The 24,055-nt window shown below is 69.3% G+C and carries 21 protein-coding genes; 6 read left to right on the forward strand and 15 right to left on the reverse strand.

What is annotated here, in order from left to right; all coding sequences use genetic code 11:
• Window positions 1–9: 9 nt before the first annotated feature.
• From GLS40_RS16065 to GLS40_RS16120, 12 genes are all read right to left on the reverse strand, one after another.
• Entirely contained in the window at window positions 10–900 is an 891-nt protein-coding gene (locus tag GLS40_RS16065) for a proline iminopeptidase-family hydrolase (protein WP_160383675.1), read from the reverse strand.
• A gap of 18 nt (window positions 901–918) precedes the next feature.
• Window positions 919–2,700, reverse strand: a complete 1,782-nt coding sequence (locus GLS40_RS16070; protein ID WP_160383676.1) for an ABC transporter ATP-binding protein — start codon at window positions 2,698–2,700, stop codon at window positions 919–921.
• Entirely contained in the window at window positions 2,697–3,656 is a 960-nt protein-coding gene (locus tag GLS40_RS16075; RefSeq protein ID WP_160383677.1) for an acetamidase/formamidase family protein, read from the reverse strand. The genes GLS40_RS16070 and GLS40_RS16075 overlap by 4 nt, the downstream gene beginning before the upstream one ends.
• A gap of 4 nt (window positions 3,657–3,660) precedes the next feature.
• Window positions 3,661–5,280 carry an ABC transporter substrate-binding protein gene (locus tag GLS40_RS16080; RefSeq protein WP_160383735.1) on the reverse strand — a complete coding sequence of 540 codons (1,620 nt, stop codon included), beginning with the start codon at window positions 5,278–5,280 and terminating at the stop codon, window positions 3,661–3,663.
• A 27-nt stretch (window positions 5,281–5,307) separates the two neighbouring features.
• A complete protein-coding gene (locus GLS40_RS16085; RefSeq protein ID WP_160383678.1) occupies window positions 5,308–6,228 on the reverse strand; it encodes an ABC transporter permease in 921 nt (306 codons plus the stop codon).
• An 82-nt stretch (window positions 6,229–6,310) separates the two neighbouring features.
• Window positions 6,311–7,198: an ABC transporter permease gene (locus GLS40_RS16090; RefSeq protein ID WP_160383679.1), complete on the reverse strand. Its 888-nt coding sequence runs from the start codon at window positions 7,196–7,198 to the stop codon at window positions 6,311–6,313.
• Window positions 7,191–7,790, reverse strand: coding sequence for an ANTAR domain-containing response regulator (locus GLS40_RS16095; protein ID WP_160383680.1), 600 nt, complete (start codon window positions 7,788–7,790; stop codon window positions 7,191–7,193). The genes GLS40_RS16090 and GLS40_RS16095 overlap by 8 nt, the downstream gene beginning before the upstream one ends.
• Window positions 7,787–8,881 (reverse strand): transporter substrate-binding protein, encoded by a 1,095-nt coding sequence (locus tag GLS40_RS16100; protein ID WP_160383681.1) that lies wholly within the window; start codon window positions 8,879–8,881, stop codon window positions 7,787–7,789. Before GLS40_RS16100 ends, GLS40_RS16095 begins: the two co-directional genes overlap by 4 nt.
• Before the next feature lie 415 nt (window positions 8,882–9,296).
• On the reverse strand, window positions 9,297–10,250 hold the full coding sequence (locus GLS40_RS16105; RefSeq protein WP_160383682.1) for an ABC transporter ATP-binding protein: 954 nt from the start codon (window positions 10,248–10,250) through the stop codon (window positions 9,297–9,299).
• The gene (locus GLS40_RS16110; protein WP_160383683.1) at window positions 10,247–12,133 is read right to left on the reverse strand and encodes a dipeptide/oligopeptide/nickel ABC transporter permease/ATP-binding protein; all 1,887 of its coding nucleotides are present in this window, start codon (window positions 12,131–12,133) and stop codon (window positions 10,247–10,249) included. Before GLS40_RS16110 ends, GLS40_RS16105 begins: the two co-directional genes overlap by 4 nt.
• Window positions 12,134–12,158: 25 nt before the next feature.
• A complete protein-coding gene (locus GLS40_RS16115; protein ID WP_160383684.1) occupies window positions 12,159–13,106 on the reverse strand; it encodes an ABC transporter permease in 948 nt (315 codons plus the stop codon).
• A gap of 166 nt (window positions 13,107–13,272) precedes the next feature.
• The gene (locus GLS40_RS16120) at window positions 13,273–14,856 is read right to left on the reverse strand and encodes an ABC transporter substrate-binding protein (protein ID WP_160383685.1); all 1,584 of its coding nucleotides are present in this window, start codon (window positions 14,854–14,856) and stop codon (window positions 13,273–13,275) included.
• Window positions 14,857–14,959: 103 nt separating this feature from the next.
• On the opposite strand from GLS40_RS16120, the gene GLS40_RS16125 reads away from it, so the two are divergent.
• Window positions 14,960–15,667, forward strand: a complete 708-nt coding sequence (locus tag GLS40_RS16125) for a DUF1028 domain-containing protein (RefSeq protein WP_160383686.1) — start codon at window positions 14,960–14,962, stop codon at window positions 15,665–15,667.
• 237 nt (window positions 15,668–15,904) lie between these two features.
• Here the strand turns inward: GLS40_RS16125 and GLS40_RS16130 are convergent, their stop codons facing one another.
• The gene (locus tag GLS40_RS16130) at window positions 15,905–16,327 is read right to left on the reverse strand and encodes a MerR family transcriptional regulator (protein ID WP_160383687.1); all 423 of its coding nucleotides are present in this window, start codon (window positions 16,325–16,327) and stop codon (window positions 15,905–15,907) included.
• Between the two features lie 248 nt (window positions 16,328–16,575).
• Here GLS40_RS16130 and GLS40_RS16135 point away from each other — a divergent pair, with 248 nt between their 5' ends.
• From GLS40_RS16135 to GLS40_RS16155, 5 genes are all read left to right on the forward strand, one after another.
• Window positions 16,576–17,556: a cation diffusion facilitator family transporter gene (locus GLS40_RS16135; RefSeq protein ID WP_160383688.1), complete on the forward strand. Its 981-nt coding sequence runs from the start codon at window positions 16,576–16,578 to the stop codon at window positions 17,554–17,556.
• A 371-nt stretch (window positions 17,557–17,927) separates the two neighbouring features.
• A complete protein-coding gene (locus GLS40_RS16140; RefSeq protein ID WP_235905961.1) occupies window positions 17,928–18,419 on the forward strand; it encodes a lytic transglycosylase domain-containing protein in 492 nt (163 codons plus the stop codon).
• Between the two features lie 490 nt (window positions 18,420–18,909).
• Complete coding sequence (cobA, locus tag GLS40_RS16145; protein WP_160383689.1) at window positions 18,910–19,761, forward strand: uroporphyrinogen-III C-methyltransferase; 852 nt, start codon at window positions 18,910–18,912, stop codon at window positions 19,759–19,761.
• On the forward strand, window positions 19,758–21,038 hold the full coding sequence (locus tag GLS40_RS16150) for a cobyrinate a,c-diamide synthase (RefSeq protein ID WP_160383690.1): 1,281 nt from the start codon (window positions 19,758–19,760) through the stop codon (window positions 21,036–21,038). Before cobA ends, GLS40_RS16150 begins: the two co-directional genes overlap by 4 nt.
• Before the next feature lie 136 nt (window positions 21,039–21,174).
• Entirely contained in the window at window positions 21,175–22,404 is a 1,230-nt protein-coding gene (locus GLS40_RS16155; RefSeq protein WP_160383691.1) for an MFS transporter, read from the forward strand.
• 182 nt (window positions 22,405–22,586) lie between these two features.
• Here the strand turns inward: GLS40_RS16155 and GLS40_RS16160 are convergent, their stop codons facing one another.
• Window positions 22,587–23,552 (reverse strand): pirin family protein, encoded by a 966-nt coding sequence (locus tag GLS40_RS16160; RefSeq protein ID WP_160383692.1) that lies wholly within the window; start codon window positions 23,550–23,552, stop codon window positions 22,587–22,589.
• Between the two features lie 158 nt (window positions 23,553–23,710).
• Entirely contained in the window at window positions 23,711–24,010 is a 300-nt protein-coding gene (locus GLS40_RS16165; protein ID WP_160383693.1) for a GNAT family N-acetyltransferase, read from the reverse strand.
• Window positions 24,011–24,055 lie beyond the last annotated feature (45 nt).

Raw genomic sequence — 24,055 nt, forward strand, 5'->3', positions numbered from 1 at the left:
CCATCGCCCTCATGCCCCGATGTTCCGTTTCAGGAACTCGGTCAGCACGGGGTAATAGGCCCCCGGCTCCTCGTAGAACGGCATATGCGAGGAATTGGGGAATACCTTGATTTCGGCATTGGGCAGGTGGTGTTTCATCCGCATCGAACAGGCCGGGGTCAGTTCGTCGTGCTGGCCGCAGAGGATCAGCACCGGCATCTGCATCCGGTGCAGGTCGGGCACCCGGTTCCAGTCCTTCATGTTGCCGGTGTAGAGGAATTCGTTCGGTCCCTGCATCGTGCCGTAGGGCCCCATGTTCCAGTCCTCCAGCGAGCGGGTCACCGGGTCGGGCCAGACCGGCAGGCGGCAGACGTGGCGATAGTTCAGCAGGGTGACGGCGGCGGCGTATTCCGGGTGCTCGAATGTGCCCTCGGCCTCGTGTCTGTGCATCATGGCCACGGTTTCAGGGCCGAGCGCCGCGCGCAGGCGGTGCAGTTCCGACACCAGGTGGGGCATGTCGGCATTGGTGTCGGCCAGGGTGACAGTCTTCAGCGCCTCGGGATAGGTCAGCGCATAGTCGATCGACAGCCAGCCGCCCCAGGAATGGCCGAGCAGGTGCACCCGGCCCAAACCCAGGGCGCGGCGCACCGCCTCGGTCTCCTCGACATAGCGCCCCACGGTCCAGAGCGCGGGATCCTCGGGCCGGTCCGAGGCGCCGCAGCCCAGCTGGTCGAAGGCCACGACGCGAAAGCCCTGGTCGACCATGCAGGAATGGGCCTCGCGCAGGTAATCGCAGGGCAGGCCCGGACCGCCGTTCAGGCAGAACAGCACATCCGCGCCGGTGCCGAATTCATAGGCCACGACGCGGCCGCCCTCGACCTCGATCTCGTGCCGCCTGTCGGGCTCCATCTCACGCCACATCCGCTGTCCTTTCCTTGCTCATGCCTCGGCCACCAGGTGGCCCTTGCCCAGATCGCGCAGCACCACCCGGTCCGGCCCCTGCCCCACCGGATGCACCGGGCTGGGCGGATCGCCCGCCAGCCGGGGGCGCGCGGGGCGTTCGACCGTGGGATCGGGGATCGGCACCGCCTCCAGCAGGCGGCGGGTGTAGGGGTGGCGCGGGTCGCCAAAGACCTGTGCGCGGGTGCCGGCCTCGACGATCTGGCCCAGGAACATCACCGCCACGCGGTCGGCGATGTTTTCGACCACCGCCATGTCGTGGCTGATGAAGAGGTAGCTGACCCCCATCTCGCGCTTGAGTTCGCCCAGCAGGTCCAGCACCCGGGCCTGGACCGAGACATCCAGCGCCGACACGCTTTCGTCGCAGATGATCAGCCGCGGCTTGAGCGCCAGGGCACGGGCGATGCAGATGCGCTGGCGCTGCCCGCCCGAGAATTCATGCGGGTAGCGGTCGAGATGTTCGGGCAGCAGGCCGACCCGCTCGAACAGCTCGGCCGCGCGTGCCCGGCGGCTGGCGGCATCGCCTTCGCCGTGGATCAGCAGCGGCTCGGCCACCAGCTCGCCCACCCGCATCCGGGGGTCGAGCGCCGCCATCGGGTCCTGAAAGACCATCTGCACCTCGCGGCAGAGCGCCTTTTTCCCCGCGGCGGTCAGCCCGTTCAGCGCCTGGCCCGCGACCTCCACATGCCCCTCGTGCGGGACCAGCCCGACCAGCGCCCTGGCGATGGTGGACTTGCCGCAGCCGGATTCGCCCACCAGGGCAAAGGTTTCGCCCGCGCGGATGTCGAGGCTGACGCCCTCGACCGCGTGCACCCGGTGCGTGGGCCGGCCAAGCAGCCCGCCGCGGATGTCGAAACGGACCACGGTGTCGACCAGCCGGGCCACCGGCGGGGCGAGGCTAACGATGCGCCCGCCGTCCCGGGCCGCCCCGGCACCCAGGCGCGGCACGGCGGCCAGCAGGTCGCGGGTATAGGCCGCCTGCGGGTCGGCAAAGATGCGGGCGACGGGCCCCTGCTCGACCATGCGGCCGGCGCGCATGACGATGACGCGGTCGGCCATCTCGGCCACCACGCCCATGTCGTGGGTGATCAGGATCACGGCGGTGCCGGTTTCCGTCTGCAGGTCGCGCAGCAGGTCCAGCACCTCGCGCTGCACGGTGACGTCCAGCGCCGTGGTCGGTTCGTCGGCGATCAGCACGGCGGGTTTCAGCGCCAGGGCCATGGCGATCATCACCCGCTGCCGCATCCCGCCCGACAGCTCGTGCGGATACTGGTCCAGCCGTTTTTCAGGCTGCGAGATACGCACCTTCTGCAGCGCCTCCAGCGCCCGGGCACGGGCGGCCCGGCGCGAGATCGGCTCATGCGCGCGCAGGGCCTCGGACAGTTGCGTGCCGATGGTCATCACCGGGTTGAGCGAGGTCATCGGCTCCTGAAAGATCATCGCGACCCTGCTGCCGCGCAGGCTGCGCATCGCGCGCTCGGGCAGCGCCAGCAGGTCGGTGCCCTGCAGCATCACCCGCCCGGCGGTGGCGCGCACGGCGGGCGGCGGCAGCAGGCCCATCACGGCCAGCGAGGTGATCGACTTGCCCGACCCGCTTTCGCCCGCGATCGCCAGGGTTTCGCCCGGGGCCAGATCGAAGGACAGCCCCTCGACCAGCGGTTGGTCCTGCCCGCCCGCGCGGACGGACACGGTCAGCCCCTGAACCGAGAGCACAGGATCGGCCACCCCGGCGGGGGCCGCGGGGATGGCCGCAAGGGTCATTCGAAGACCGAGCGCGGGAAGTAGAAGCTGACCACCCAGTTCGGCTGGTCCACGATCTCGCTGATGCGCAGGTCGCCGCAGGTCGACACCAGCATATAGGCCTCGACCGCCGACATGCCATGCGTCGCGGTCAGCAGATCGACCATGCCGGCCACCGCGTCGCGCGCGCCGCTCATCAGGTCGGGCCCGATGCCGGTGGTCACCTCGTAGCCCTTGGCGTCCAGGTGCCGCGTCACCGGCCCCGGCGTGGTGAAACGCGGCATCTTGAGGTTCGCGCCCTTCACCAGGTCGAGGGTCAGCACCACGTCCATCGGGCTTTCGATGGCGGTGCCGCAGACCTCTCCGTCGCCCTGCGCGGCATGGGTGTCGCCCACGCTGAACAAGGCGCCCGCCACCTCGACCGGCAGGTAGAGCACGGTGCCCTTGGCGATGTCGCGGATGTCGAGGTTGCCGCCGACCCGGCGGGGCGGGACGACGGAATGCAGACCCGGCTCGGCCGGGGCCACGCCGATGGTGCCGGTAAAGGGCTTCAGCGCCACCTTGCCGGTGCTGCCCCACATCGCCGGCTCCAGGCTTTCGGCGTCATAGGTCCAGATGTTCAGCGCCGGTTCGGTGAACTGGTCCGCCAGCAGGCCGAAGCCCGGGATATTCGCCGTCCAGCCCCAGGCAGTCCCGCCCTCGACCCGCGGCATGAAGTCCTGCAGCGTGATCTTCAGCGCGTCGCCCGGTTCCGCCCCGTCGATCAGGATCGGGCCGGAAACCGGGTTGATCTTGCCGAAATCCAGCGCGGCGACATCGGCCACGGTGCTCGACGGGCCAAGCTGGCCCGCCGAAGAGTCATGACATTTGAATAGGATCGTGGACCCGGGGGCCACCGTTTCGGCTGGGGCAATGGAATTGTCCCAGCCGAAATGGTGCTGCGCCCCGTGGATCGTGTAGTCGCAGGTCTTGCACATGGGATCACTCGGTCACGTAGACATAATCGTAGTTGATCGGGATCGAGACCGGATCGACGTACAGCGAGTCATCCCCGCCCATGCGGGCCGATTTCATCGTGTAGCGCTGCTCGTTGAAGACCGGGACCCAGGGCGCCTCTTCCATGACCTTCATGTAGACGTCCGACCACATCTTCAGCCGTTCGGGCGCCGAGGGGTCGGTCATGCTGTCGGCCTCGGTCGCCATGGCGTCGATCCCCTCGTCGCAGAACTTGGACCAGTTCCAGCCGCCTTCGCCCGCGCCGGCACAGCCCAGGATCGGGCCGTAGAAGTTCGACGGATCGGGGAAATCGGCGATCCAGGCCATGCCGCCCGACCAGATCATCGGGGCCTGACCCGCGCCGCCGGCCTCGATCACGTTGGCCTGGGCCAGGCTGCGGATCTCGGCGGTGACGCCGATGGCCTTGAGGTCCTGCTGGATCGCCTGGGCGATACGCGGATTGGGATCGGTGTTCATCACGTAGAGCTCGGTGGTGAACCCGTCGGCCAGCCCGGCCTCGGCCAGCTTGGCCTTGGCGCCCTCGGGGTCGTAGGCATAGCCGTCATAACCTTCGGTATAGCCCGGCATCGACGGCGGCAGCGGCTGCGTCGCGGGCACGGCGCGGCCGTTGATGATCTGGGTGATGCGCTCCTTGTTGATGGCCATGTTGATGGCCTCGCGCACCTCCAGCTTGTCCAGCGGCGCGATCCCCACGTTGAGGGTGATGTAGCCGGTGTGCAGCTGCCCGCCCTCGACCACGCGCGCGGCCTGCGCCGGATCGCCCATCACCTCCTGGAACTTCGCCGGCGGGATGCCGTCGCCGGGCACGTCGACCTCGCCCTGTTGCAGGCGCAGCAGCGCCACGATGGGTTCCTGCCCGACCTCGAAGGTCACGCCGTCCAGATAGGGCACGCCCTCGCGCCAGAAATCCTCGTTCTTCGCAAAGACCAGCCGCTGGCCGATGGTCCATTCATCCAGCTTGAACGCGCCGGTGCCCACGGGATGTTTGCCGAAATCGCTGCCGTATTCGTCCACCGCTTCCTTGGGCACGATGGAGGCGAAGTTCAGCGCCATCACGTGCAGGAAGGTCGCGTCGGGCCGCGACAGGGTGATCCTGACGGTTGCGGGCTCCACCACCTCGACCCCCGACAGCGTGTCGGCGGATCCGTCGGATATCGCGTCGAACCCGGCAATCGAGGCAAAGAAGCCCGCGCCGGGCGACTGGGTGGCGGGCGTGGTCACGCGGTCGAGCGAATATTTCACGTCCTCAGCCGTCATCTCGCGCCCGTTGTGGAACTTGACCCCGGGCCGCAGGGTGAAGGTGAAGGTCTTGCCGTCGTCGCTGATCTCGTAGCTTTCGGCCAGCCCGGGGCGCAGCTCGGTCGTGCCGGGGACATAGTCCATCAGCCCGTCGAACAGCGACTTGATCATCGACCAGTTCTGCCAGTCGTAGCCGATGGCCGGGTCCAGGGTGGCGACATCGTCCTTGTAGGTGACGGTGATCATGCCGCCGGGGGTGGCATTGGGATCGGGCGTGTAATCCTGCGCCGCCGCAGGCAGCGCCAGTGCCGCGACAAGGGCGGTCGAGGTCAGAAGGGTCTTCATCATTTCAGGCTCCCTGTTGGTTATGGTTCAGCGCAGCTTGATGCGCGGGTCGATGAAGGGGGTCACGATGTCGGCCAGCAGGTTGCCCAGCACGATGGCCGTGGCCGAGACGAGCGTGACGCCCATGATGATCGGAATGTCGACGCGCTGGATCGCCTGCCACGCCAGCTGCCCGATGCCGGGCCAGCCAAAGACGCTTTCGACGACAACCATGCCGCCCATGAAGATCCCGATGTCGATGCCGATCATCGCGATGATGGGCAGGATGGCATTGGGCAGGGCATGGCGCAGGATCACCCGCGCCCGGGTCAGCCCCTTGGCGCGGGCGGTGCGGATGTAATCCTGGCGCAGCACCTCGACCATCGCCGAGCGCATCATCCGCGAATACCACCCCGACCCCATGATCCCGAGCGCGATCGAGGGCAGCACGAGATGGGCGAAGGTGCCGTAGCCCCCGATGGGAAACCAGCCGAGCTGCACGGCAAAGACATAAAGCAGCAGCAGCCCCACCACGAATTGCGGGGCCGAGACGGCGACAAAGCTGGTGACCATCAGCCCCTGGTCCAGCGCCCGCCCCCGCCAGAGCGCAGCGATGACGCCAAGGGACAGGCCGATGACCAGCTCGCAGGCGATCCCGCCCGCCATCAGCAGCAGCGAGGCCGGAAGACGCGCGGCGATCAGGCTGGCGACCTCGGTCTTCTGCAGGTAGCTGCGGCCCATGTCGCCCTGCACCAGCCCCGACAGGTAGCGCGCGTATTGCACCAGCATCGGCTGGTCGAGGCCCAGCTGGTGGCGGATGTTCTCGACCGTCTGCTGCGTCGCCGAGCGTCCGGCGATCTGGCGCACCGGATCGGCGGGCAGCACGTAGAGCAGCACGAAGGTGATGAAGCTGACCCCCAGCAGGATCAGCGCGGACTGGACCAGCCGGCGGAAGAGATAGGCGGCCATCAGCTGCGCCCTCCGGCCAGTTGCACGGGGCAGAAGGCCCCCTGCCACGCACCGCTGACGACCATGACCGGGATGCCCGCCATCACCCCTGCCCCCGCTGCGTCGGATCCAGCACGTCGCGCAGCGCGTCGCCCACCAGGTTGAAGGCCAGCGCCAGCATCAGGATCGCGGCCCCGGGGATGAAGACCAGCCAGGGCGCCGCCTGGAAATAGGTCTGGTTCTCGAAGATGATGTTGCCCCAGGACGGCGTCGGCGGCTGCACCCCGACCCCGAGGTAGGACAGCGTCGCCTCCAGCAGCACGGTGACCGAAATCCCGAGCGTCCCCCAGACGATCAGCGTCGGCACCAGATGCGGCAGGATATGGCGGAACAGGATGCGCACCGGCCCGGCACCCAGTGTCCGCTCGGCGGCGATGAACTCGCGCTCGGCCAGCGAGGTCGTCTCGGTATAGATCACCCGCGCCGTCTGCACCCAGTTCACCAGCGCGATCACCATCGCCACGATCCACAGCGACGGCTGAAAGATCGCCGCCAGGCAGATCGCCAGCAGCAGGGCCGGAAAGGCCATCATCAGATCGGTGAACCGCATCAGCACGGCCCCGGTCCAGCCCCGGACGAAGCCGGCGGTCACCCCGACCAGCGTGCCGATCACCAGCGCGACGCCATTGGCCACCACCCCGATGATCAGGCTGGTGCGCGCGCCGTAGAGGATGCGGCTGAACAGATCGCGCCCCAGCAGATCCGTCCCCATCAGGAACTGCCCGCCCGGCGCCATCGGCGCCCCCTCGATCGTCAGCCCCTCGAACAGCTGCTCGTCGGGCGCATAGGGCGCGATCCAGGGCGCCAGCACCGCGCCGCCCACGACCAGCAGGATCACGGCAAAGCCGAACAAGGCCAGCTTGCGCCGCAGCAGCCGCGCCAGCACGCCCTCGGGCACCGGTCGCCCGGCCTGCGCCGTGGCATCAGCCATGTGCATCCTCCGCCCCGCCGGGGCGGGCACCGGCCACGATGCGCTCGGCCGCGATCTCGAAACTCACGCGCCAGGCCATCGCCAGCTGGCGCAGCATGGCATAGCTCTCGTCCTCGGACTTGCCGCGCGCGGCCAGCACGGCCACCGCCTGCACCACCACCTGCCGCTTGTCGAGCCGCCCCTTCAGATCCGCGATCTCGGCGGCCAGCGCATTGCGCGCCTCGAAGGCCGAACGCGCGATCAGCAGGGCGGAATAGGCGCCGCTGTCGCCCACCGGCTTGAGGATCTGCGCATCGGCCCCGATGTTGATCAGCCACTCGATCCGCCCCGGCGCCTCGGATCCCACCAGCGCCACCAGCGGCATCGGCGCGGTGCCGGGCTGCCAGGGGAACTGCTCGTCATGGCCCAGATCCGCATCGAAAAAGATGTAATCCGCCCCGATCGCCGCGCCGGGCAGGTCGGGCCAGTGGCATTCCACCTCCAGCCCGATCGCCTCCAGCTGACGGCTGAGGGCCTGCACCACCGGGTGCGGCCGGTGCAGGATCATCGCCCGCGCCCCGCCGAGGTTGGGTATCCGCAACCGGCGTTTCATGTCACCGCCCTCAGATGCGGCGCCGCCGGGATCTCGCGCCCGCGCGCCAGATAGGGATCGCCGGCCAGCGGCCCCTCGCGCTTCACCACGCGAAAGGCGCCGTCCTGCACCTGGGCGATCAGCACCGGCAGGCTCACGTGATGCGTGCGGGTGTCGATGCCCAGCTCGGCATTCACCGGCGTGTCCAGCAGCTGCGCCAGCGGCAGCGTCTCGGCGCCCGCGCGCCCGTGCAACAGCCGCGCCAGCCGCCAGACGGTGGCATGGCTCGCCGCCTCGTGGGACGAGCCGAAGCTGCCGGGATGCGGCCAGCCGCCCGCGCCGCGGAACCAGGGGCCCGCGGCGACCAGCCCCTCGGCGGCCTCGGCCCCGATGGCCGGCAATTCGCATTCCGTCAGGTTGCAGGACAGGATCGGGCAGGTCCCGGGCCGGAAATGCGGATCGCGCCGGCCCAGCTCGCGGAAGGCGGCAAGGAAGGCATATTGCGACGGCCCGATCAGCTGGTTCAGCACGAAATCGGGGCGCGTCACCTCGATCTCCTCGATCATCCGGCCCACCTCGGTCGAGCCGAGCGGCAGGTAGCGCTCGCCCAGAACCTCGCCGCCCGCCGCCGCCATTACCTCGCGGGCCAGGCGGTTCATCTCCCAGCCCCAGATATAGTTCGACCCGGTCAGATAGCCCCGTCGCCCATAGGCGCCGAAGGTCCAGCTCAGCAGCGGCAGCAGGTGCTGGTTCGGACAGGCATGGGTATAGACCACGCGGTCCGAGGCCTCGAACCCCTCGTAGGGCACCGAATACCACAGCGACCCGCCGCAGCGTTCCAGCGCCGGAATCACCTCCTTGCGGCTCCACGAGGTCACGCAGCCCACCACATGGCGGGCAGAGCTGTCACGCAGGATCTCCTCGCAGAGCGGCGCGTAAAGGTCGATATTGCCCTGCGGATCGCGCTCCACCGCGACAAAGGCGACATCCATCGCCGGATCGGCGTTGATCTCGGCAATGGCGGTCATCGCGCCGGTGCGGCAGGCCTCGGAAATCAGCGAATAGCTGCCGGAGCGCGAATAGAGCAGGCCAAGGTCGATACGGCGCTTCATGCCACCTCCAGAAACGACAGAACCCCGCCTGTCCCCCGCGCGACGCGGACAGCGTAACGCAATGGACAGCGGGGCTCGGATGCCGAAGAAAATGTTACACGACTATCGGCACGCCCCCGCCTCCGGGTCAAGGGAGCGATCCGTGTCAGCCGCGCCAGGCCCGGCCCGAGACGGCGGCACCGGGGCAGCCCTGCCCAATTGTTGTGCAGGCGGCGGGGGTGGATTTCGGACGCTGACGCGCCCGACGCCTCCGGCGGGAGTATTTTTGACGAGATGAAGCCGGGTGGAGCGCCCCTGCTTCATCTCGTCGTAAATACTCCGGGGGAGTCGACCCGGCACGGGCCGACGGGGGCAGCGCCCCCCAGGCGGGCGCAGCCCGCCCAAGCATCGCGTGCGCCGCAGGCGCTCCTTTGGATCAGTTCAACGGATGGTAGCAGGCGACCCGGTGACCCTCTGGCGGGGCCAGCGGCGGCGGGGCGGCGGCGCAATCGCCCTGCGCAAAGGGGCAGCGCGCCCTGAAGGCGCAGCCCTGGGGCGGGTTCAGCGGATCGGGAAGCTCGGTCTCCCTGCCCTCCGGGGCCGCGAGGGGGCGGCCGACCACGGGCGCGGATTCTGCCAGCAGCCTGGTATAGGGGTGGCGCGGCGCGCGAAAGATGTCCTCGGCCTTGCCGACCTCCACCACCGAGCCGAAGTAGAGCACCGCCACCCGGTCCGAGACCGCCTCCACCACCGCGAGGTCATGCGAGATGAAGAGATAGGTCAGCCCCAGCTTGGCCTTCAGATCCGCGAGCAGGTTCAGCACCTGCGCCTGCACCGAGACATCCAGCGCCGAGACCGGCTCGTCCAGGATCAGGATCTTCGCCTCGGCCGCCAGCGCCCGGGCGATGCCGATCCGTTGCGCCTGCCCGCCCGAGAATTCATGCGGGTAGCGCTCCATGAATTCCTCGCGCAGGTTCACGCTGTCGAAGATTTCGGAAATCCGCCGGTCGCGCTGCGCCTTGTCCATCCCGTGCAGGCGCTTCAGCGGCGCCTCCATCACCTGGCGGATGGTCTTGCGCGGGTTCAGCGAGGAGATCGGGTCCTGGAACACATACTGGATCCGCCTGCCGAAGACGGCCGGATCGGCATTGTCCAGCGGCTTGCCGTCGATCTCGATACTGCCGGTGGTCGGCGGGATCAGCCCGACCAGCATCCGCGCCAGGGTGGACTTGCCGCAGCCCGATTCCCCCACGATGCCCAGGGTCTCGCCCTGCTGCACCGACAGGTCCAGCGGCTGCACCGCATGCACCGTCCCCTTGGGCGCGCCGAACAGCCGCTTGCCGACCGGAAACGCCTTGGACAGGTTTTGAAGTTTCAGAACCTCGGTCATTCCGCGGCCTCCCGGCTCAGATCGGTTTCGGGGTAGAGGCAGCGCACCGCGCGGGGGCCGGCGCGGGCCAGCTCGATCTCGCGGGTGACGCAGGCGGCCTCCTTCTTGGTACAGCGCGCGGCAAAGGCGCAGCCCGGCTCCAGCCGGTCGACCGCCGGGGGCAGGCCCGGGATCGCCTCCAGCCGCCGCCGCCCCTCGCCCAGTTCGGGCACGCAGGCGATCAGGCGCCTGGTGTAGGGATGCGCCGGCGCGGCCAGCACCGCATCGGTCGGCCCCTCCTCGACGATCCGGCCGGCATACATCACCGCCACCCGGTCGCAGAGCTGCCCCACCACCCCGAAGTCATGGGTGATGAAGACGATGGCCAGACCGCGCTCGCGCCTGAGGTCGTCGAGCAGCGAGAGGATCTGCGCCTGCACCGTCACGTCCAGCGCCGTTGTCGGCTCGTCCGCGATGATCACATCGGGGTCGTTGGCCAGCGCCATGGCGATGCCCACGCGCTGGCGCATGCCGCCCGACATCTCGTGCGGATAGGTGCTGGCGCGGTTTTCGGCATTGGGAATGCGCACCTGCTTCAGCAGCTCGACCGCGCGTTTCCAGGCCTCGGCCCTGCTGACCGGATGGTGCACGCGGATCGCCTCCACCAGCTGGTCGCCGACCTTGTAGAGCGGGTGCAGCGTGGCCAGCGGATCCTGGAAGATATAGGCCACCCGGTCGCCCCGGAACCTGCGCAGGGTGGTGTACCGGGCCCCGATCAGCTCTTCGTCCTTGTAGCGGATCGAGCCGCCGACGATCACGCCCGGGGGCGAGGCCACCAGCCCCATCACCGACAGCGCCGTCACCGACTTGCCCGAGCCGCTTTCCCCGATCACCCCCAGGCATTCGCCCGGCGCGACATTCAGCGAGACCTTGTTCACCGCCTTGTAGATGCGCGGCCCGACGTGGAACTGGGTTTCCAGGTCGGTCATGGTCAGCACCCCCCCGGCATGGGGGGCGGGCACCGCGCCCTTGCGCTGGACCACGGTCGCCGCCATCGGCCGGGTCAGCGCACCCGAGCGCAGGCGCGGGTCCAGCGCGTCGCGCACGCCGTCGCCCAGCAGGTTGATGCCCATCACGATGATCAGGATCATCACCCCCGGCACGACCGAGGTATGCGGGTTGGTGATCAGCGCCGAGCGCGCCTCGCCCAGCATCGAGCCGAGATCGGCCTGCGGCGGCTGCGAACCAAGGCCCAGGAACGACAGCCCCGCCGTTTCCAGGATCATCCAGCCGATGGTGGTCGACATGGCAATCACGATCACCGGCACCACGTTGGGCAGGATCTCGGTCAGGATGATGCGGGTGTCGGACAGGCCCGCCAGCCGCGCGGCATCGACAAATTCCTTGTGCGCGATGCCCACCGTCACGCCCCGGATGTTGCGGGCAAAGAACGGCACGTTCACCGCCGCCACCGCGATCAGCGCGTTGACCAGCCCGGGGCCGAGCGCCGCGACAATGGCCAGCGCCAGCAGGATGTAGGGAAAGGCCATCAGCATGTCGACGCCGCGCATGATCACGTTGTCGGTGCGCCCGCCGAAATAGCCCGCGACGATCCCGATGGCCGCGCCGAAGAAGGCGGCAAAGATCGCGGCCGAGAACCCGACCGCCAGCGACAGCCGCGTGCCCCAGAGCAACCGCGACAGCATGTCCCGCCCCAGGTGGTCGGTGCCCAGCAGATGGCCCTCGGCGAAGACCGGCTGGAACCGGTTCGCGGTGTTGGTCACGTTGGGCGCCTGCAGCGGCAGCAGCGGGGTGATCAGCGCCAGAATGACGACGAAGCAGATCGCGACGCCGCCCGCGGCGGCCAGGCGATTGCGCAGGAGGAGCTGAAAGAACTTCTTCATGTCGTGATCTCCATCTCGGGGGGCCTCACGTCTTGATCCGGGGATCGAGCAGCGATTGCGCCACGTCGACCGCGATGTTGAACAGGACGTAGCAGGCGGCCACGAAGACCACGCCGCCCTGCACCAGCAGGATGTCGCGTTTCAGGATGGCATCGACCAGCATCCGCCCCACGCCGGGCCACTGGAACACCATCTCGATATAGACCGCGCCGGACAGGACGAATCCCGCCTGGATGCCCAGCACCGGGATGATGCTGACCATCGCGGCCTTCAGCGCATGGCGCCAGACGACGTCACGCTCGCCCACCCCCTTGGCGCGGGCGGTGCGGATGAAATCCTGGCGCAGCACCTCCAGCATGGCGGATCGCGACAGCCGCGCCACCACGCCGGTCGCCACCACCGCCAGCGCGAGGGCCGGCATGATCAGGTGGTTCAGCAGGTCCGGCAGGTCGCCCCCGCCGTAGATCGCGAACATCCCCGACACCGGCAGCCAGCGCAGTTTCACCGCGAAGATCAGGATCATCATCATCCCGAGGAAGAAGGACGGGACCGAAATCCCCAGCAGCACGGCAAAGGTGATCGCCTTGTCGGCAAAGCCGTACTGACGCGCGGCCGAGACGACGCCCGCGATGATCCCGAAGACGGCGCAAAGGATGAAGGCCGTGCCCGCCAGCACCAGCGTGGCGCTGAACCGGTCGAGCACCTCGTCGATCACCGGCCGGTTCAGGGCAAAGCTGCGGCCGAAATCGCCGGTCAGCATATTGCCCAGCCAGATGAAGTACCGGGCGACCAGAGGCTGGTCGAGCCCCAGGTCGCGGTTCAGCTTCTCGACATTCTCGGGCGTGGCGTAGCTGCCCAGGATCGCCGTGGCGGGATCGCCCGGGATCATCGCCATGATCAGGAAGACGATGACGGTGATGCCCAGCAGGACGGGAATCGCCGATACCAGACGCTTGAGGATGTAGCCGGTCATGGCTGGGCTCCTTTCGTGGTCCCGTGGTGGTTCCGAAAGTGGCTTTGCGGGATGGCGGCGGCCCGGATCCGGCCCGCCGCGCGGCGTCTCGCCCTAGCCTGCCCCGTCGCAGGCAGGGGCGGAAAGCCAGGCCGGGCAAGGTCCGGCGACCCGCCCGGCCGGATGGTCAGTTCTTGACCACGTCCTTGAGCAGCAGGAAGAACGAGGGCTGCAGCTCGAAGTTCTCGACCCGGTCGCTGGTCACCGCGTTCTGCTTCCAGTTGGCGACAAAGACCCAGGGCGCATCTTCCTGCACGATGGTCTGCATCTTCTTGTAGAGCTCGGCCCGCTTGTCCTGATCGGTGGCGACGCGCGCTTCCTCCAGCAGGCTGTCGACCTCGGGGTTGGAATAGTAGCCCGAGTTGAACCCGCCCTTGTCGGGCCATGCGTCGGTGCGCAGCGCCAGATAGGGCAGCGTGTCGGGGTCGTTGGTCATCCAGGCCATTTCGGCCATGTCCGCCTTGCCCTCCAGCCCCGGGTTCACATTGCCCAGGAAGGTGTTCCACTCGTAGGTCTCGATTGTCACGTCGAAGCCCACGGCCTCCAGATCCGCCTGGATCGCGGTGCCCATGGCAATCGGGTCCAGCATGCCGGAGCCGCCTTCGGTCACGTAAAAGGTGACTTCGGGGTTCTCCATGCCGGCCTCGGCCAGCAGGGCCTTGGCCTTGTCGGGATCGTAGGGATAGGGCTCCAGGCTCTCGTTATAGGCCCAGGCAAAGGCGGGCGGCGTGGGCCCTGCGGCGACATCGGCGGTGCCCTCCAGCACATTGTCCACCAGCGCGGTCTTGTTGATCGCGTAATTGGCGGCCTGGCGCACGGCCTTTTCGGCAAAGGGGCCTTCCTTGGCGTTCAGGATCAGGAACCAGACATGGGGTCCGGCCTGTTCGAAGACGGTGAAACTGTCGCCCTGGAATTCCGACAGCGAGACCGGCGGCACCTCGACCATCAGGTCGATTCCGCCCGCCAGCATCTCGGCGGTGCGGGTGTTGGCATCGGTGATCGGGCGGAAGACCACGGCCTGCAGGTCGGTCGGGCCGTCCCAGTAGTCGGGGTTGCCCTCGACCACCACCGCCTCGTTCGAGCGCCACTCGACAAATTTGAACGGCCCGGTGCCCGAGGGGTTGCGGCCGAAATCGGCGCCGTATTGTTCCACCGCGGCGGGCGAGACGATCAGGCCGGTCGGATAGGCCAGGTTCGACAGGAACGGCGCATAGGGCGCGTTCAGGGTGAATGTGACGGTCAGCGGATCGACCACCTCGACCTCCCGCACGGCCGAGAAGAAGAAGGCCAGCGGGAAGGGGCCGGTGTCGTGGTAGGGGTGATCCTCGTTGAGCATCCGGTCGAAGTTGAACTTCACCGCCTCGGCGTCGAAATCGCTGCCGTCGTGGAATTTCACGCCCTCGCGCAGCTTGAAGGTATAGACGGTGCCGTCCTCGCTGATCTCCCAGCCCGTCGCCAGGGCCGGTTCGACCTCCAGCGTGCCGGACTTGTAGCGCACCAGCCCGTCGTAGACGTTCATCAGGATGCGGAAGTCGTTCACGGCGGTGACAGCCGCCGGATCGAGGGCCTTGGGCTCGGCGATCTGGCCGACGATCAGAACGCCCGGGGGCGTCTGTGCCGCGGCGGGCGCAACGGCGCCGAGCGACAGCGACATCGCGGCCCCGGCAGCCAGGACCCCGCGCCGGGTCCAGTTGAGAATTCCCTGTGTCATTCAGCCTCTCCTCTTAAGCGGGCCTTGGATTATTGATCATGATAAATTGAATGAGGGCAAATTCTCATGATAAATTCAAGAGGCGTGTTAACCGGAGGCTGTCATGACTTTTTCGATTCTGGCCCGCGATGCGAAAACGGGCATCCTGGGCGGCGCGGCGGCCACGGGATCGCTCTGCGTCGGCGGATGGGTGCTGCGCGGGGCGGCCGATGCGGGTCTGTCGGCCAGCCAGGGCACGGCGCCCTCGACCCTCTGGGGCGACGGCGCACTGGATCGGATGCGCGGGGGTGAAACGGCGGAAAGCGCCGTGGCGTCAATGGTTTCCCCGGACGAGGGGCGGGATTACCGGCAGCTCTCGGCGCTTGACCTGCAGGGCGGGACGGCGGCCTTCACCGGGGCGCATTCGGTGCCCGCCGCGGGGTCGCGATCCGCCCCCGGCGTGGTGGTGGCCGGGAACCTGCTGGCGGGCGAAGCGGTGCTGGAGTCGACCCTGTCTGCCTTTCTCGACCACCCGGGCGAGCTGGCCGAGCGCCTGCTCGCGGCGCTCTTCGCGGGTGCGGCGGCGGGAAGTGATTCCCGGGGGTTGCAATCCGCGGCCCTGCTGGTGCTGGGGCGCGACCGCGCGCCGCTGACCCTGCGGGTGGACATGTCCGACACGCCGCTCGACGCGCTGCGCGCGCTCTACGACCGCTCCCAGTCCCAGCCCTATGCCGGCTGGTGCGAGGTGGTGCCCACGCTCGACAACCCGCACCGCGCGCCCCTGCCCGAGGAATTCGAGCTGGTCGCCGACCAGGCCTCCGGCAAGGCCTGACCGCCCGCGCCATCCGGCAAAAAGGGCCCGGCACCTCCCCGCTCCACGCAGTGCCGGGCCGGGCGCCTGCGTCGCCCTCCCGCAGGTCCGCCTCCGGCGGGAGTATTTTGGACGAGATGAAGCCGGGTGCCGGTTCCCCCGCTTCCTCTGGCCCGAAATATCCCGGGGGAGTCCGCGCGCAGCGCGGGCGGGGGCAGCGCCCCCTTCCGTCCCGCCATCTGCGCCGTCTGCGCCGTCTCAGTGCTCGCCCTCGCAGGCGTGGTGGTCGGCCAGGGCGTGCAGCACCCGGCAGGGTTGCCCGTCGGACCGGCCGTCGCAGGCATTCACGACGCGCACCAATTCCGCCTCCAGCCGCCGCAACCGCTCGATCCGGTCGCGGACCTCGACAATGCGATCCTTCGCGATGCGGTGCGCATCACCATGAGCGGCGTGGGGCGTCTCCTGCAACGCGATCAGTTCGGCGATCGCGTCGAGGTCAAAGCCGAGCTGCCGGGCATGGGCGATGAAGGACAGCCGGTTCAGCTCGGCATCGCCGTAGCGGCGTTGCCCCCCGCCCGTGCGGCCGGGATCGGGCAGCAGACCACGCCCCTCGTAGTAGCGGATCGTCGTCACCTTCACGCCCGTGTGACGGGACAGCGTGCCGATGGAATGGCCCTGCATGGCGTTGACCCCTTGAAGCTACAGTCGCTGTAGATCGTATATCCCACGGGGACGAAACGAATCAAGAGCACCGCCATGACCGACCGACCCCTCCGCCGCGCTGAGCTGGCGCACCTCGACGCCCCCGCGCTCCGCCACGGGATGACCGCCCGTATCGCCGGCATCCGCCATGGGCGCGTGACCCCCATCGCCGGCGGCGGGCGCAGTGCGCCCCTGACGGACACGGGTCTTCGGGCGGAGGCGCGGTGATGGGAACAGGACACAAGCATGCGCAAGGGCATGCGCACGGGCACGGGCATGAACATGGGCATGGACACGGACACGGGCACGGGCACGGGCACGCAGGCCATTCGCATGGCCCAACCCTATCGGCCCATGACGCGCCCGAGACGCGCCGGTCCAAGGAACGCGCCATCCTGATTGCCGCGGCCCTGACGGGCGGCTTCATGGGGGCAGAGGTCATCGGCGGGCTCATCTCGGGATCGCTCGCGCTCCTGGCCGATGCGGGCCACATGCTGACCGACTTCGCCTCGCTGCTGCTGGCCTGGTGCGCCTTCCGGCTGGCGCGGCGGCCGGCGGACTGGAAACGCACCTACGGGTTCGACCGCTTCTCGGTTCTGGCCGCCTTCGTGAACGGGCTGACGCTGTTCGTCATCGCGGCATGGATCCTCTTCGAGGCCGTCCGGCGCCTGCGCGACCCGCAAGAGGTGCTGGGCGGGCTGATGCTCTGGGTCGCCTTGGGGGGACTCGTGGTGAACGTCCTGGCCTTCTGGGTGCTCAGCCGCGCCGAGGGCGACAACCTCAACGTCCGCGCCGCCGCGCTGCACGTGATGGGCGACCTGCTGGGATCGGTCGCGGCGATTGCCGCCTCGCTCATCATCATCTGGACCGGCTGGACCCCGATCGACCCGATCCTGTCGGTGCTGGTCGCCTGTATCATCCTGCGCTCGGCCTGGTCCGTGGTGCGCGAGAGCGGGCATATCCTGCTGGAAGGCGCGCCCGCCGGCTTCGATCCCCGCGCCGTCGCGGCCGATCTGGAAACCTCGCTGCCCGGCGTGGCCCGTGCCCACCACGTCCATGCCTGGTCGATCACGCAGGAGCGTCCCATGGCCACGCTGGAAATCGACCTCGCGCCCGGCGCGGTGGCGGACGAGGTGCGCCGCGCCGTGAAGGACCGCGTGCGCGAGACCACCGGGATGGAGCATGTGACCGTCGAGGTGGCGACCTGAGGCGCGCGGAAGGGCCGAGGTGACATCCCCCCGAGGCAGGGACGCGCATCCGGACAAACCAGACAGCCGCGTGTGGCGCGGCGGGTGCCTTCCGCAGCCTCGACAGTCACGAGGCGCAGCCCCCGAGGCCCGGGGGCCGGGTCGTGCGGCCGCGTCCCGGTCCGGGCGCGCACCAGCCATCGGGTGACCGCAACCCCGGCCCCGCCGGGCCCCAGGTGCGGAAATTCCGGTCACTGCCAGCGCCCTGCCCCCGAGGACCCCGGCCTGCGCCGGGGATCCCGCGCGGATATCCGCGCATCGCAAGACCCGGGACTTGCCGGAAACCCGGCTGTCATGGCCTATCGGATCAGGACAGAGACTCAGGGTGAACCATGAAAACAAGGGCGATGTGGTGTCTGGCGACCGGGGCCGCGCTATTTCTGTCGGCCTGCGCGGCCGAGAAACCGGAACCGGAGGTGACGCGCATGGCGCTCTTCCCCGGTGAGACGCCGGAACTGCGGACGCTGGTGAACCAGTATGCCGATCTCTACGAGGTCCCGCGCACGCTGGTGCACCGCGTGATCCAGCGCGAAAGCGACTATCGCCCCGGCGCCCGCAACGGCCCCTATTACGGGCTGATGCAGATCCTGCCCGCCACCGCGCGCGGGATGGGCTTTCAGGGCTCCCCCACCGACCTGCTGGATGCCGAGACCAACCTGAAATACGCGGTGAAATACCTGCGCGGTGCCTGGCTGCTGGCGGATGACGACGAGGCCACCGCCGTCGGCTGGTACGCCCGGGGCTATTACTACGAGGCCCGCGACCGCTGCATGCTGGTCGAAACCGAACTGCTGGACCGCGAGGTCCGCAAGGGCTGCTCCTGATCCGGCGAGCCTGCGGGTCAGGCAAGGCGGTGCCCCCCGGCACGCGCAACCGCCGCGCCGCCCCTGCGCCGATGCCATTGGCCGAATCGGGCCGTGCCCGGCGCACAGAGCCGCCGCCAGGGCCCGCATGGGGGCGGCGATGCCGTCACCGACGCTTCCGGCGAAACCCTGACCGACAGTCCGGGGTCCGTGCCATCCACCTGGCGCCTGCCGGGCACCGGCTGAGCACAAGTTGCGACACCGGGATTGAGCCGCAGGGCGCCGCCTTCATCCGCGTTCCGGGGCCGGGCAGAAGCGGCCCGCGTCAGGCGGCAAGCGGCCCTGCGCCCCGGCTCGCATCTGGCCCGCGCCGCTGTGCGCCTTGGCCGATGTCGGGGCCGCAGGGCGGGCGCGCGCCGCTCCCCAAGCTGTGCCGGACGGCGCGGGCATGGCGGAACCCACGGACAAGCCCGGTCTTTTCCACGCCGCCCGACAGGTCCATATAGAGGGTATGACCGACTCGTTTCCCCTCCCCTCCGGCGCCTGGCCTGAGCTGAAGCCCGGCTGGGTCTGGCTCTGCGGTGCCGGTCCCGGCGACCCGGGGCTGCTGACGCTGCATGCGCTCAACGCGCTCAGGCAGGCCGATGTGGTGATCTATGACGCGCTGGTGCAGGAGGCGATCCTCGACTGGGCGCCGCAGGCCGAGCATGTCTATGCCGGCAAGCGCGGCGGCAAGCCCTCGGCCAAGCAGCGCGACATCTCGCTGCGGCTGGTGGATCTGGCGCGCGAGGGCAAGCGGGTGCTGCGGCTCAAGGGCGGCGATCCCTTCGTCTTTGGCCGGGGCGGCGAGGAGGCGCAGACCCTGATCCAGCACGGCGTCAACGTCCGCATCATTCCCGGCATCAGCGCGGGCATCGGCGGGCTGGCCTATGCCGGTATCCCGGTCACCCATCGCGACGTGAACCAGTCGGTCACCTTTGTCACCGGGCATGACCAGTCCGGCGAGACGCCGCAGTCGCTCGACTGGGCCTCGATCGCCAAGGGCAGCCAGGTGCTGGTGATCTACATGGGCATGAAACATGCCGAACGCATCGCCACCGCGCTGCTGGAGGCGGGCCGCCCGGCGGATGAACCCTGCGCCGTCGTCTGTTCCGCCACCACGCCGGACGAGAAGGTGCTGGAGACCACGCTGGGCCGCATGGCCGCCGATATCGCCGACAGCGGGCTGGAACCGCCCGCGATCCTCTGCGTCGGGCGCTCGGTGCTGATGCGGCAGGTGCTGGACTGGCAGGCGCTGGCCCGGGGCGAGGCGCCGCGCAACCTGGACCCGCTCAACCGCGGGCGCCCGGCCGAGGCATCGTGACCGCCCCCCCACGCGGCCTGATCGTCGCCGCCCCGTCCTCGGGCGCGGGCAAGACCACCGTGACCCTGGCCCTGCTGCGCCTGCTCGCGCGCGAGGGCGTGACGGTGCGCGGGGCGAAATCCGGGCCGGATTACATCGACCCGCGGTTTCACGAGGCCGCCACGGGTCGCGCCTGCCTGAACCTCGATGCCTGGGCCATGCCGCCGGACCGCCTGGCGGCGCTGGCGGCGGGCGACGGGCTGCTGGTGATCGAGGGGGCCATGGGCCTGTTCGACGGCGCCCCGCCAGAGGGGCGCGGCGCGGTGGCCGACCTCGCCCGCCTGCTGGCCCTGCCTGTCGTGCTGGTGATCGACGCGGGCCGCATGGCGCAATCGGTCGCGCCGCTGGTCGCAGGGTTCGCCGGGCATGACCCCGCCGTGCGGGTCGCCGGGGTGATCCTGAACAATGTCGGCTCGCCGCACCACGCCGCCATGCTGCGCCGGGCGCTGGAACCTTCGGGCCTGCCGGTGCTGGCCGCCCTGCCCCGCGATGCAGGTCTGGCGATGCCCTCGCGCCACCTGGGGCTGGTGCAGGCCGGGGAGCGCGCGGATCTCGACGCCTTCCTCGACAAGGCCGCCGACTGGCTGGACGCGGCGCTGGAGCGCGACGCGCTGGAGCGCATCGCCGCCCCCCTGGCCGAGGCCCCCGGCGCGCTGCGCATGAAGCCCCCCGCGCAGGTCATCGCCGTGGCGCGGGATCAGGCCTTTGCCTTTGCCTATCCCCATATGCTGGCGGACTGGCGCTCGCACGGGGCCGAGCTGCGGTTCTTCTCGCCGCTCGCCGACGAGGCGGTGCCCGAGGCCGGGTTCACCTTCCTTCCCGGCGGCTATCCCGAATTGCACGCCGGCCGGATCGCCGGCAATGCGCGTTTCCTCGACAGCCTGCGCAAGGCGGCCGAGGCCGGGCCGGTGCATGGCGAATGCGGCGGCTACATGGTGCTGGGGCAACGGCTGGTCGATGCCGAGGGGCAGAGCCACGCAATGGCGGGACTGCTGGAGCTGGACACCTCGTTCCAGTCCCGCAAGCTGCACCTGGGCTACCGCGAGCTGACCGACCTGGGCGGTCCCTTCGGCGGGCGGCTGGCGGGGCATGAATTCCACTATGCCACGACCCTCAGGGCCGATGGCGCGCCGCTTTACGAGGCCAGGGATGCCGAGGGCAACATCCTGCCCCCGATGGGCCTGCGGCGCGGGCGGGTCAGCGGCAGCTTTGCCCATGTGATCGAACGGCGGCGCTGAAAATCCTGCCCGCCGCCCCGCGACCCCGCCGAGGGCCGATACGCGCAAGTGGCGGATCCGAACCTGCAAACCTGCACAGGCCGACCTGCAGCGCGCCGTCTTGCGCGCCCCCGCGCGCAGGCGTAGCAGATTGGGAATGACCGCCACGACGCCCCTCCCCGACAATGCCAAGGCCCGGCGCAACGTCATCGTTCTGGTGATGGCGCAGGCGATCCTCGGCTCGCAGATGCCGATGATCTTCACCATTGGCGGGCTGGCCGGGCAGTCGCTGGCCTCCAACCCCTGCCTCGCCACGCTGCCGATCACCATGATCGTGCTCGGCTCTATGATGACGGCGACGCCGATCTCGTGGCTGATGCAGCGCTTTGGCCGCCGGGCGGGTTTCTTCGCCGGGGCCATCGGCGGCGCGCTTGGCGGGACAATCGGGGCCTACGGGCTTTACCTCGCCTCTTTCCCGGTCTTCCTGCTCGGCTCGCTCTGCACCGGCGTCTACATGTCCGCCCAGGGCTTTTACCGCTTCGCCGCCGCCGATACGGCCAGCGACGCCTACCGGCCCAAGGCGATTTCCTATGTCATGGCGGGGGGGCTCGTCTCGGCCATCATCGGGCCGCAGCTGGTCAAGGTGACCAGCGATGCGATGGTGGTGCCCTTCCTGGGCACCTACCTGGCGGTGATCGCGCTGAACCTCGGCGGATCGCTGCTCTTCGTGCTGATCGACATCCCGCGCCCGCCGGTGCCCGCCGCCGATGCGCCCCGGGGCCGGACGCGGCTGGAGCTGCTGACCACCCCGCGCATCGCCGTGGCGATCATCTGCGCGATGGTCAGCTATGCGCTGATGAACCTGATGATGACCTCGGCCCCGCTGGCCGTGGTCGGCTGCGGCTTCACCAAATCCGCGGCCGCCGATGTGGTGTCGAGCCACGTGCTGGCGATGTTCGTGCCCTCGTTCTTCACCGGCCACCTGATTGCCCGGTTCGGGGTCGAGAAGGTGATGGCCACCGGCCTGCTGATCCTGGCCGCCGCCGGGGCGGTGGCGCTGCAGGGGGTCGACCTGATGAACTTCTTCGGCGCGATGGTGCTGCTGGGGCTGGGCTGGAACTTCGGCTTCATCGGGGCGACGACGATGCTGGCCTCGGCCCATGCGCCGCATGAACGGGGCCGGATGCAGGGGCTGAACGACCTGATCGTCTTTGGCGGCGTGACCGCGGCCTCGCTGGCCTCGGGCGGGCTGATGAACTGCTCGGGCGGCAGCCCGGTGCAGGGCTGGGCCGCCGTCAGCATCGCGATGATCCCCTTCCTTGCGCTTGCGGGGGGCGCGCTGATCTGGCTGGTCCTGCGCCCGGAACCGGGCCGCGCCACGAGCTGAGCATCTGCGGGGCCGGCCTGCACGAAATTTCGACGAAATTTCGGGCGCCTGTCCGGACCGCTGCGTGTGGGCAGCGCCCCCGGCACTGCCGAGAGTTGCGCCCCTGCCCCTGCCCCGGGCCGTGCTGCCACGTCCCGATCCGGGAAAACCGCATATGTCTGCCGGGCGCTCCCCGTCCGCCCCTATTTCCACTCCTTCGGGCGGGTGCGCTCCAGCTCGGGCGGGATCGAGATGAACTCGGCATCGTCGCCCGGCGGCAGGCGGAAGGGTCCGCCCTCCCAGTCGGCGGCGTTCCAGTCCTGCTTGGCCTGTTCGATCCGCTCCTTCGACGAGGACACGAAGTTCCACCAGATGTAGCGCGGGCCGTTCATCGTCGCCCCGCCCAGCACCATCAGCCGCGCACCCTGCGGCCCGGCCTTGACCGAAATGCCGTCGCCGGGGCGAAAGACCATCATGCGCCCGGTCTCGAACCTGTCGCCCGCCACGTCGATCGCGCCCTCGCTCACGTAGATGCCGCGATCCTCGTGGTTGTCTGGCAGCGGGAAGGACGCGCCCGGGGCCAGCACCACGTCGAGGTAGAAGGTCTCGCTCGGCATGCTCACCGGGCTGGTCTCGCCATAGGCCGAACCCAGGATCAGCCGCGCCTCGGCGCCGCCGTCCGAAATCACCGGCAGCGCCTCCTTGCCGTGATGCTCGAAGCCCGGGTCGGTCTCCTCCAGGTGCTCCGGCAGGGCGATCCAGGTCTGCACGCCGAACAGGCTGTGCCGCGTGCCCCGCGTCTGTGCGCTGGTGCGCTCGGAATGGGTGACGCCGCGCCCGGCGGTCATCCAGTTCACCTCGCCCGGATAGATCATCTGGTGGCTGCCGATGCTGTCGCGATGCTCGAACTCGCCCTGGTACAGATAGGTCACGGTGCCCAGGCCGATATGCGGATGCGGGCGCACGTCGATGCCGCCCTCGGTGATGAATTCCGCCGGGCCCATCTGGTCGAAGAAGATGAACGGCCCGACCATCTGGCGCTGCGGCGAGGGCAGCGCGCGGCGCACGTCAAAGCCGCCGATGTCGCGGGCCCGCGGGATGATCAGCGTTTCCAGCGCATCGCAGCCGAAGGCGGGGTTTTCGGGATCCTGTGTGGGGTTCCAGCTCATGTCAGGTGTCCTTGCAGGGGGCCTGTGGGGCCGTTGCGCGGGGGGGCCAGGCCCGCAGGAATGCGTTTGGCGCGGTGGCGCAAAAAAGCGGCGGCGCCGGGGGCGAGGCGCCTGTGGGGCGGCGGCGCAGAGGGGCCGCGCCCCGCGCCCAGCCCGTCTTACCACTGGATGACATCGGCGGTCTCGTCCCGGTGCCGTTCGGCATAGGCGCGCACGAAGGGGCAGAGCGGGACGATCCGCTGCCCGCGCTGCCGCGCGTCGGCGATCAGCCGCCGGACCAGCGCCTGCGCCACGCCCATGCCGCGCATGCTGTCGGGGACGCCGGTGTGATCGGCGATGATCAGGGTTTGAGAGACCTTGGACAGGGTCAGCTCGCCCTCGCCTTCCACGCCTTCGACAGTGGCGGCGTATCGGGCCTTGGTCTCGGTCTCGCTATAGGTGATGACGGGGTCGGACATGAGCGGTGCTCCTTGCAATCGCTGTGTTGGTCTGCTCCGGGCGGG

Origin of the sequence: Pseudooceanicola pacificus (assembly GCF_009789075.1) — a bacterium.
GTDB lineage: Bacteria > Pseudomonadota > Alphaproteobacteria > Rhodobacterales > Rhodobacteraceae > Pseudooceanicola > Pseudooceanicola pacificus.

Coding starts and splice junctions, on each gene's coding strand:
- GLS40_RS16090 (WP_160383679.1), bottom strand. CDS start 7,198: ATGGCTGATGCCACGGCGCAGGCCGGGCGACCGGTGCCCGAGGGCGTG.
- GLS40_RS16135 (WP_160383688.1), top strand. CDS start 16,576: ATGGGAACAGGACACAAGCATGCGCAAGGGCATGCGCACGGGCACGGG.
- GLS40_RS16080 (WP_160383735.1), bottom strand. CDS start 5,280: ATGAAGACCCTTCTGACCTCGACCGCCCTTGTCGCGGCACTGGCGCTG.
- GLS40_RS16105 (WP_160383682.1), bottom strand. CDS start 10,250: ATGACCGAGGTTCTGAAACTTCAAAACCTGTCCAAGGCGTTTCCGGTC.
- GLS40_RS16120 (WP_160383685.1), bottom strand. CDS start 14,856: ATGACACAGGGAATTCTCAACTGGACCCGGCGCGGGGTCCTGGCTGCC.
- GLS40_RS16155 (WP_160383691.1), top strand. CDS start 21,175: ATGACCGCCACGACGCCCCTCCCCGACAATGCCAAGGCCCGGCGCAAC.
- GLS40_RS16070 (WP_160383676.1), bottom strand. CDS start 2,700: ATGACCCTTGCGGCCATCCCCGCGGCCCCCGCCGGGGTGGCCGATCCT.
- cobA (WP_160383689.1), top strand. CDS start 18,910: ATGACCGACTCGTTTCCCCTCCCCTCCGGCGCCTGGCCTGAGCTGAAG.
- GLS40_RS16095 (WP_160383680.1), bottom strand. CDS start 7,790: ATGAAACGCCGGTTGCGGATACCCAACCTCGGCGGGGCGCGGGCGATG.
- GLS40_RS16125 (WP_160383686.1), top strand. CDS start 14,960: ATGACTTTTTCGATTCTGGCCCGCGATGCGAAAACGGGCATCCTGGGC.
- GLS40_RS16130 (WP_160383687.1), bottom strand. CDS start 16,327: ATGCAGGGCCATTCCATCGGCACGCTGTCCCGTCACACGGGCGTGAAG.
- GLS40_RS16165 (WP_160383693.1), bottom strand. CDS start 24,010: ATGTCCGACCCCGTCATCACCTATAGCGAGACCGAGACCAAGGCCCGA.
- GLS40_RS16065 (WP_160383675.1), bottom strand. CDS start 900: ATGTGGCGTGAGATGGAGCCCGACAGGCGGCACGAGATCGAGGTCGAG.
- GLS40_RS16160 (WP_160383692.1), bottom strand. CDS start 23,552: ATGAGCTGGAACCCCACACAGGATCCCGAAAACCCCGCCTTCGGCTGC.
- GLS40_RS16075 (WP_160383677.1), bottom strand. CDS start 3,656: ATGTGCAAGACCTGCGACTACACGATCCACGGGGCGCAGCACCATTTC.
- GLS40_RS16085 (WP_160383678.1), bottom strand. CDS start 6,228: ATGGCCGCCTATCTCTTCCGCCGGCTGGTCCAGTCCGCGCTGATCCTG.
- GLS40_RS16140 (WP_235905961.1), top strand. CDS start 17,928: ATGAAAACAAGGGCGATGTGGTGTCTGGCGACCGGGGCCGCGCTATTT.
- GLS40_RS16110 (WP_160383683.1), bottom strand. CDS start 12,133: ATGAAGAAGTTCTTTCAGCTCCTCCTGCGCAATCGCCTGGCCGCCGCG.
- GLS40_RS16100 (WP_160383681.1), bottom strand. CDS start 8,881: ATGAAGCGCCGTATCGACCTTGGCCTGCTCTATTCGCGCTCCGGCAGC.
- GLS40_RS16115 (WP_160383684.1), bottom strand. CDS start 13,106: ATGACCGGCTACATCCTCAAGCGTCTGGTATCGGCGATTCCCGTCCTG.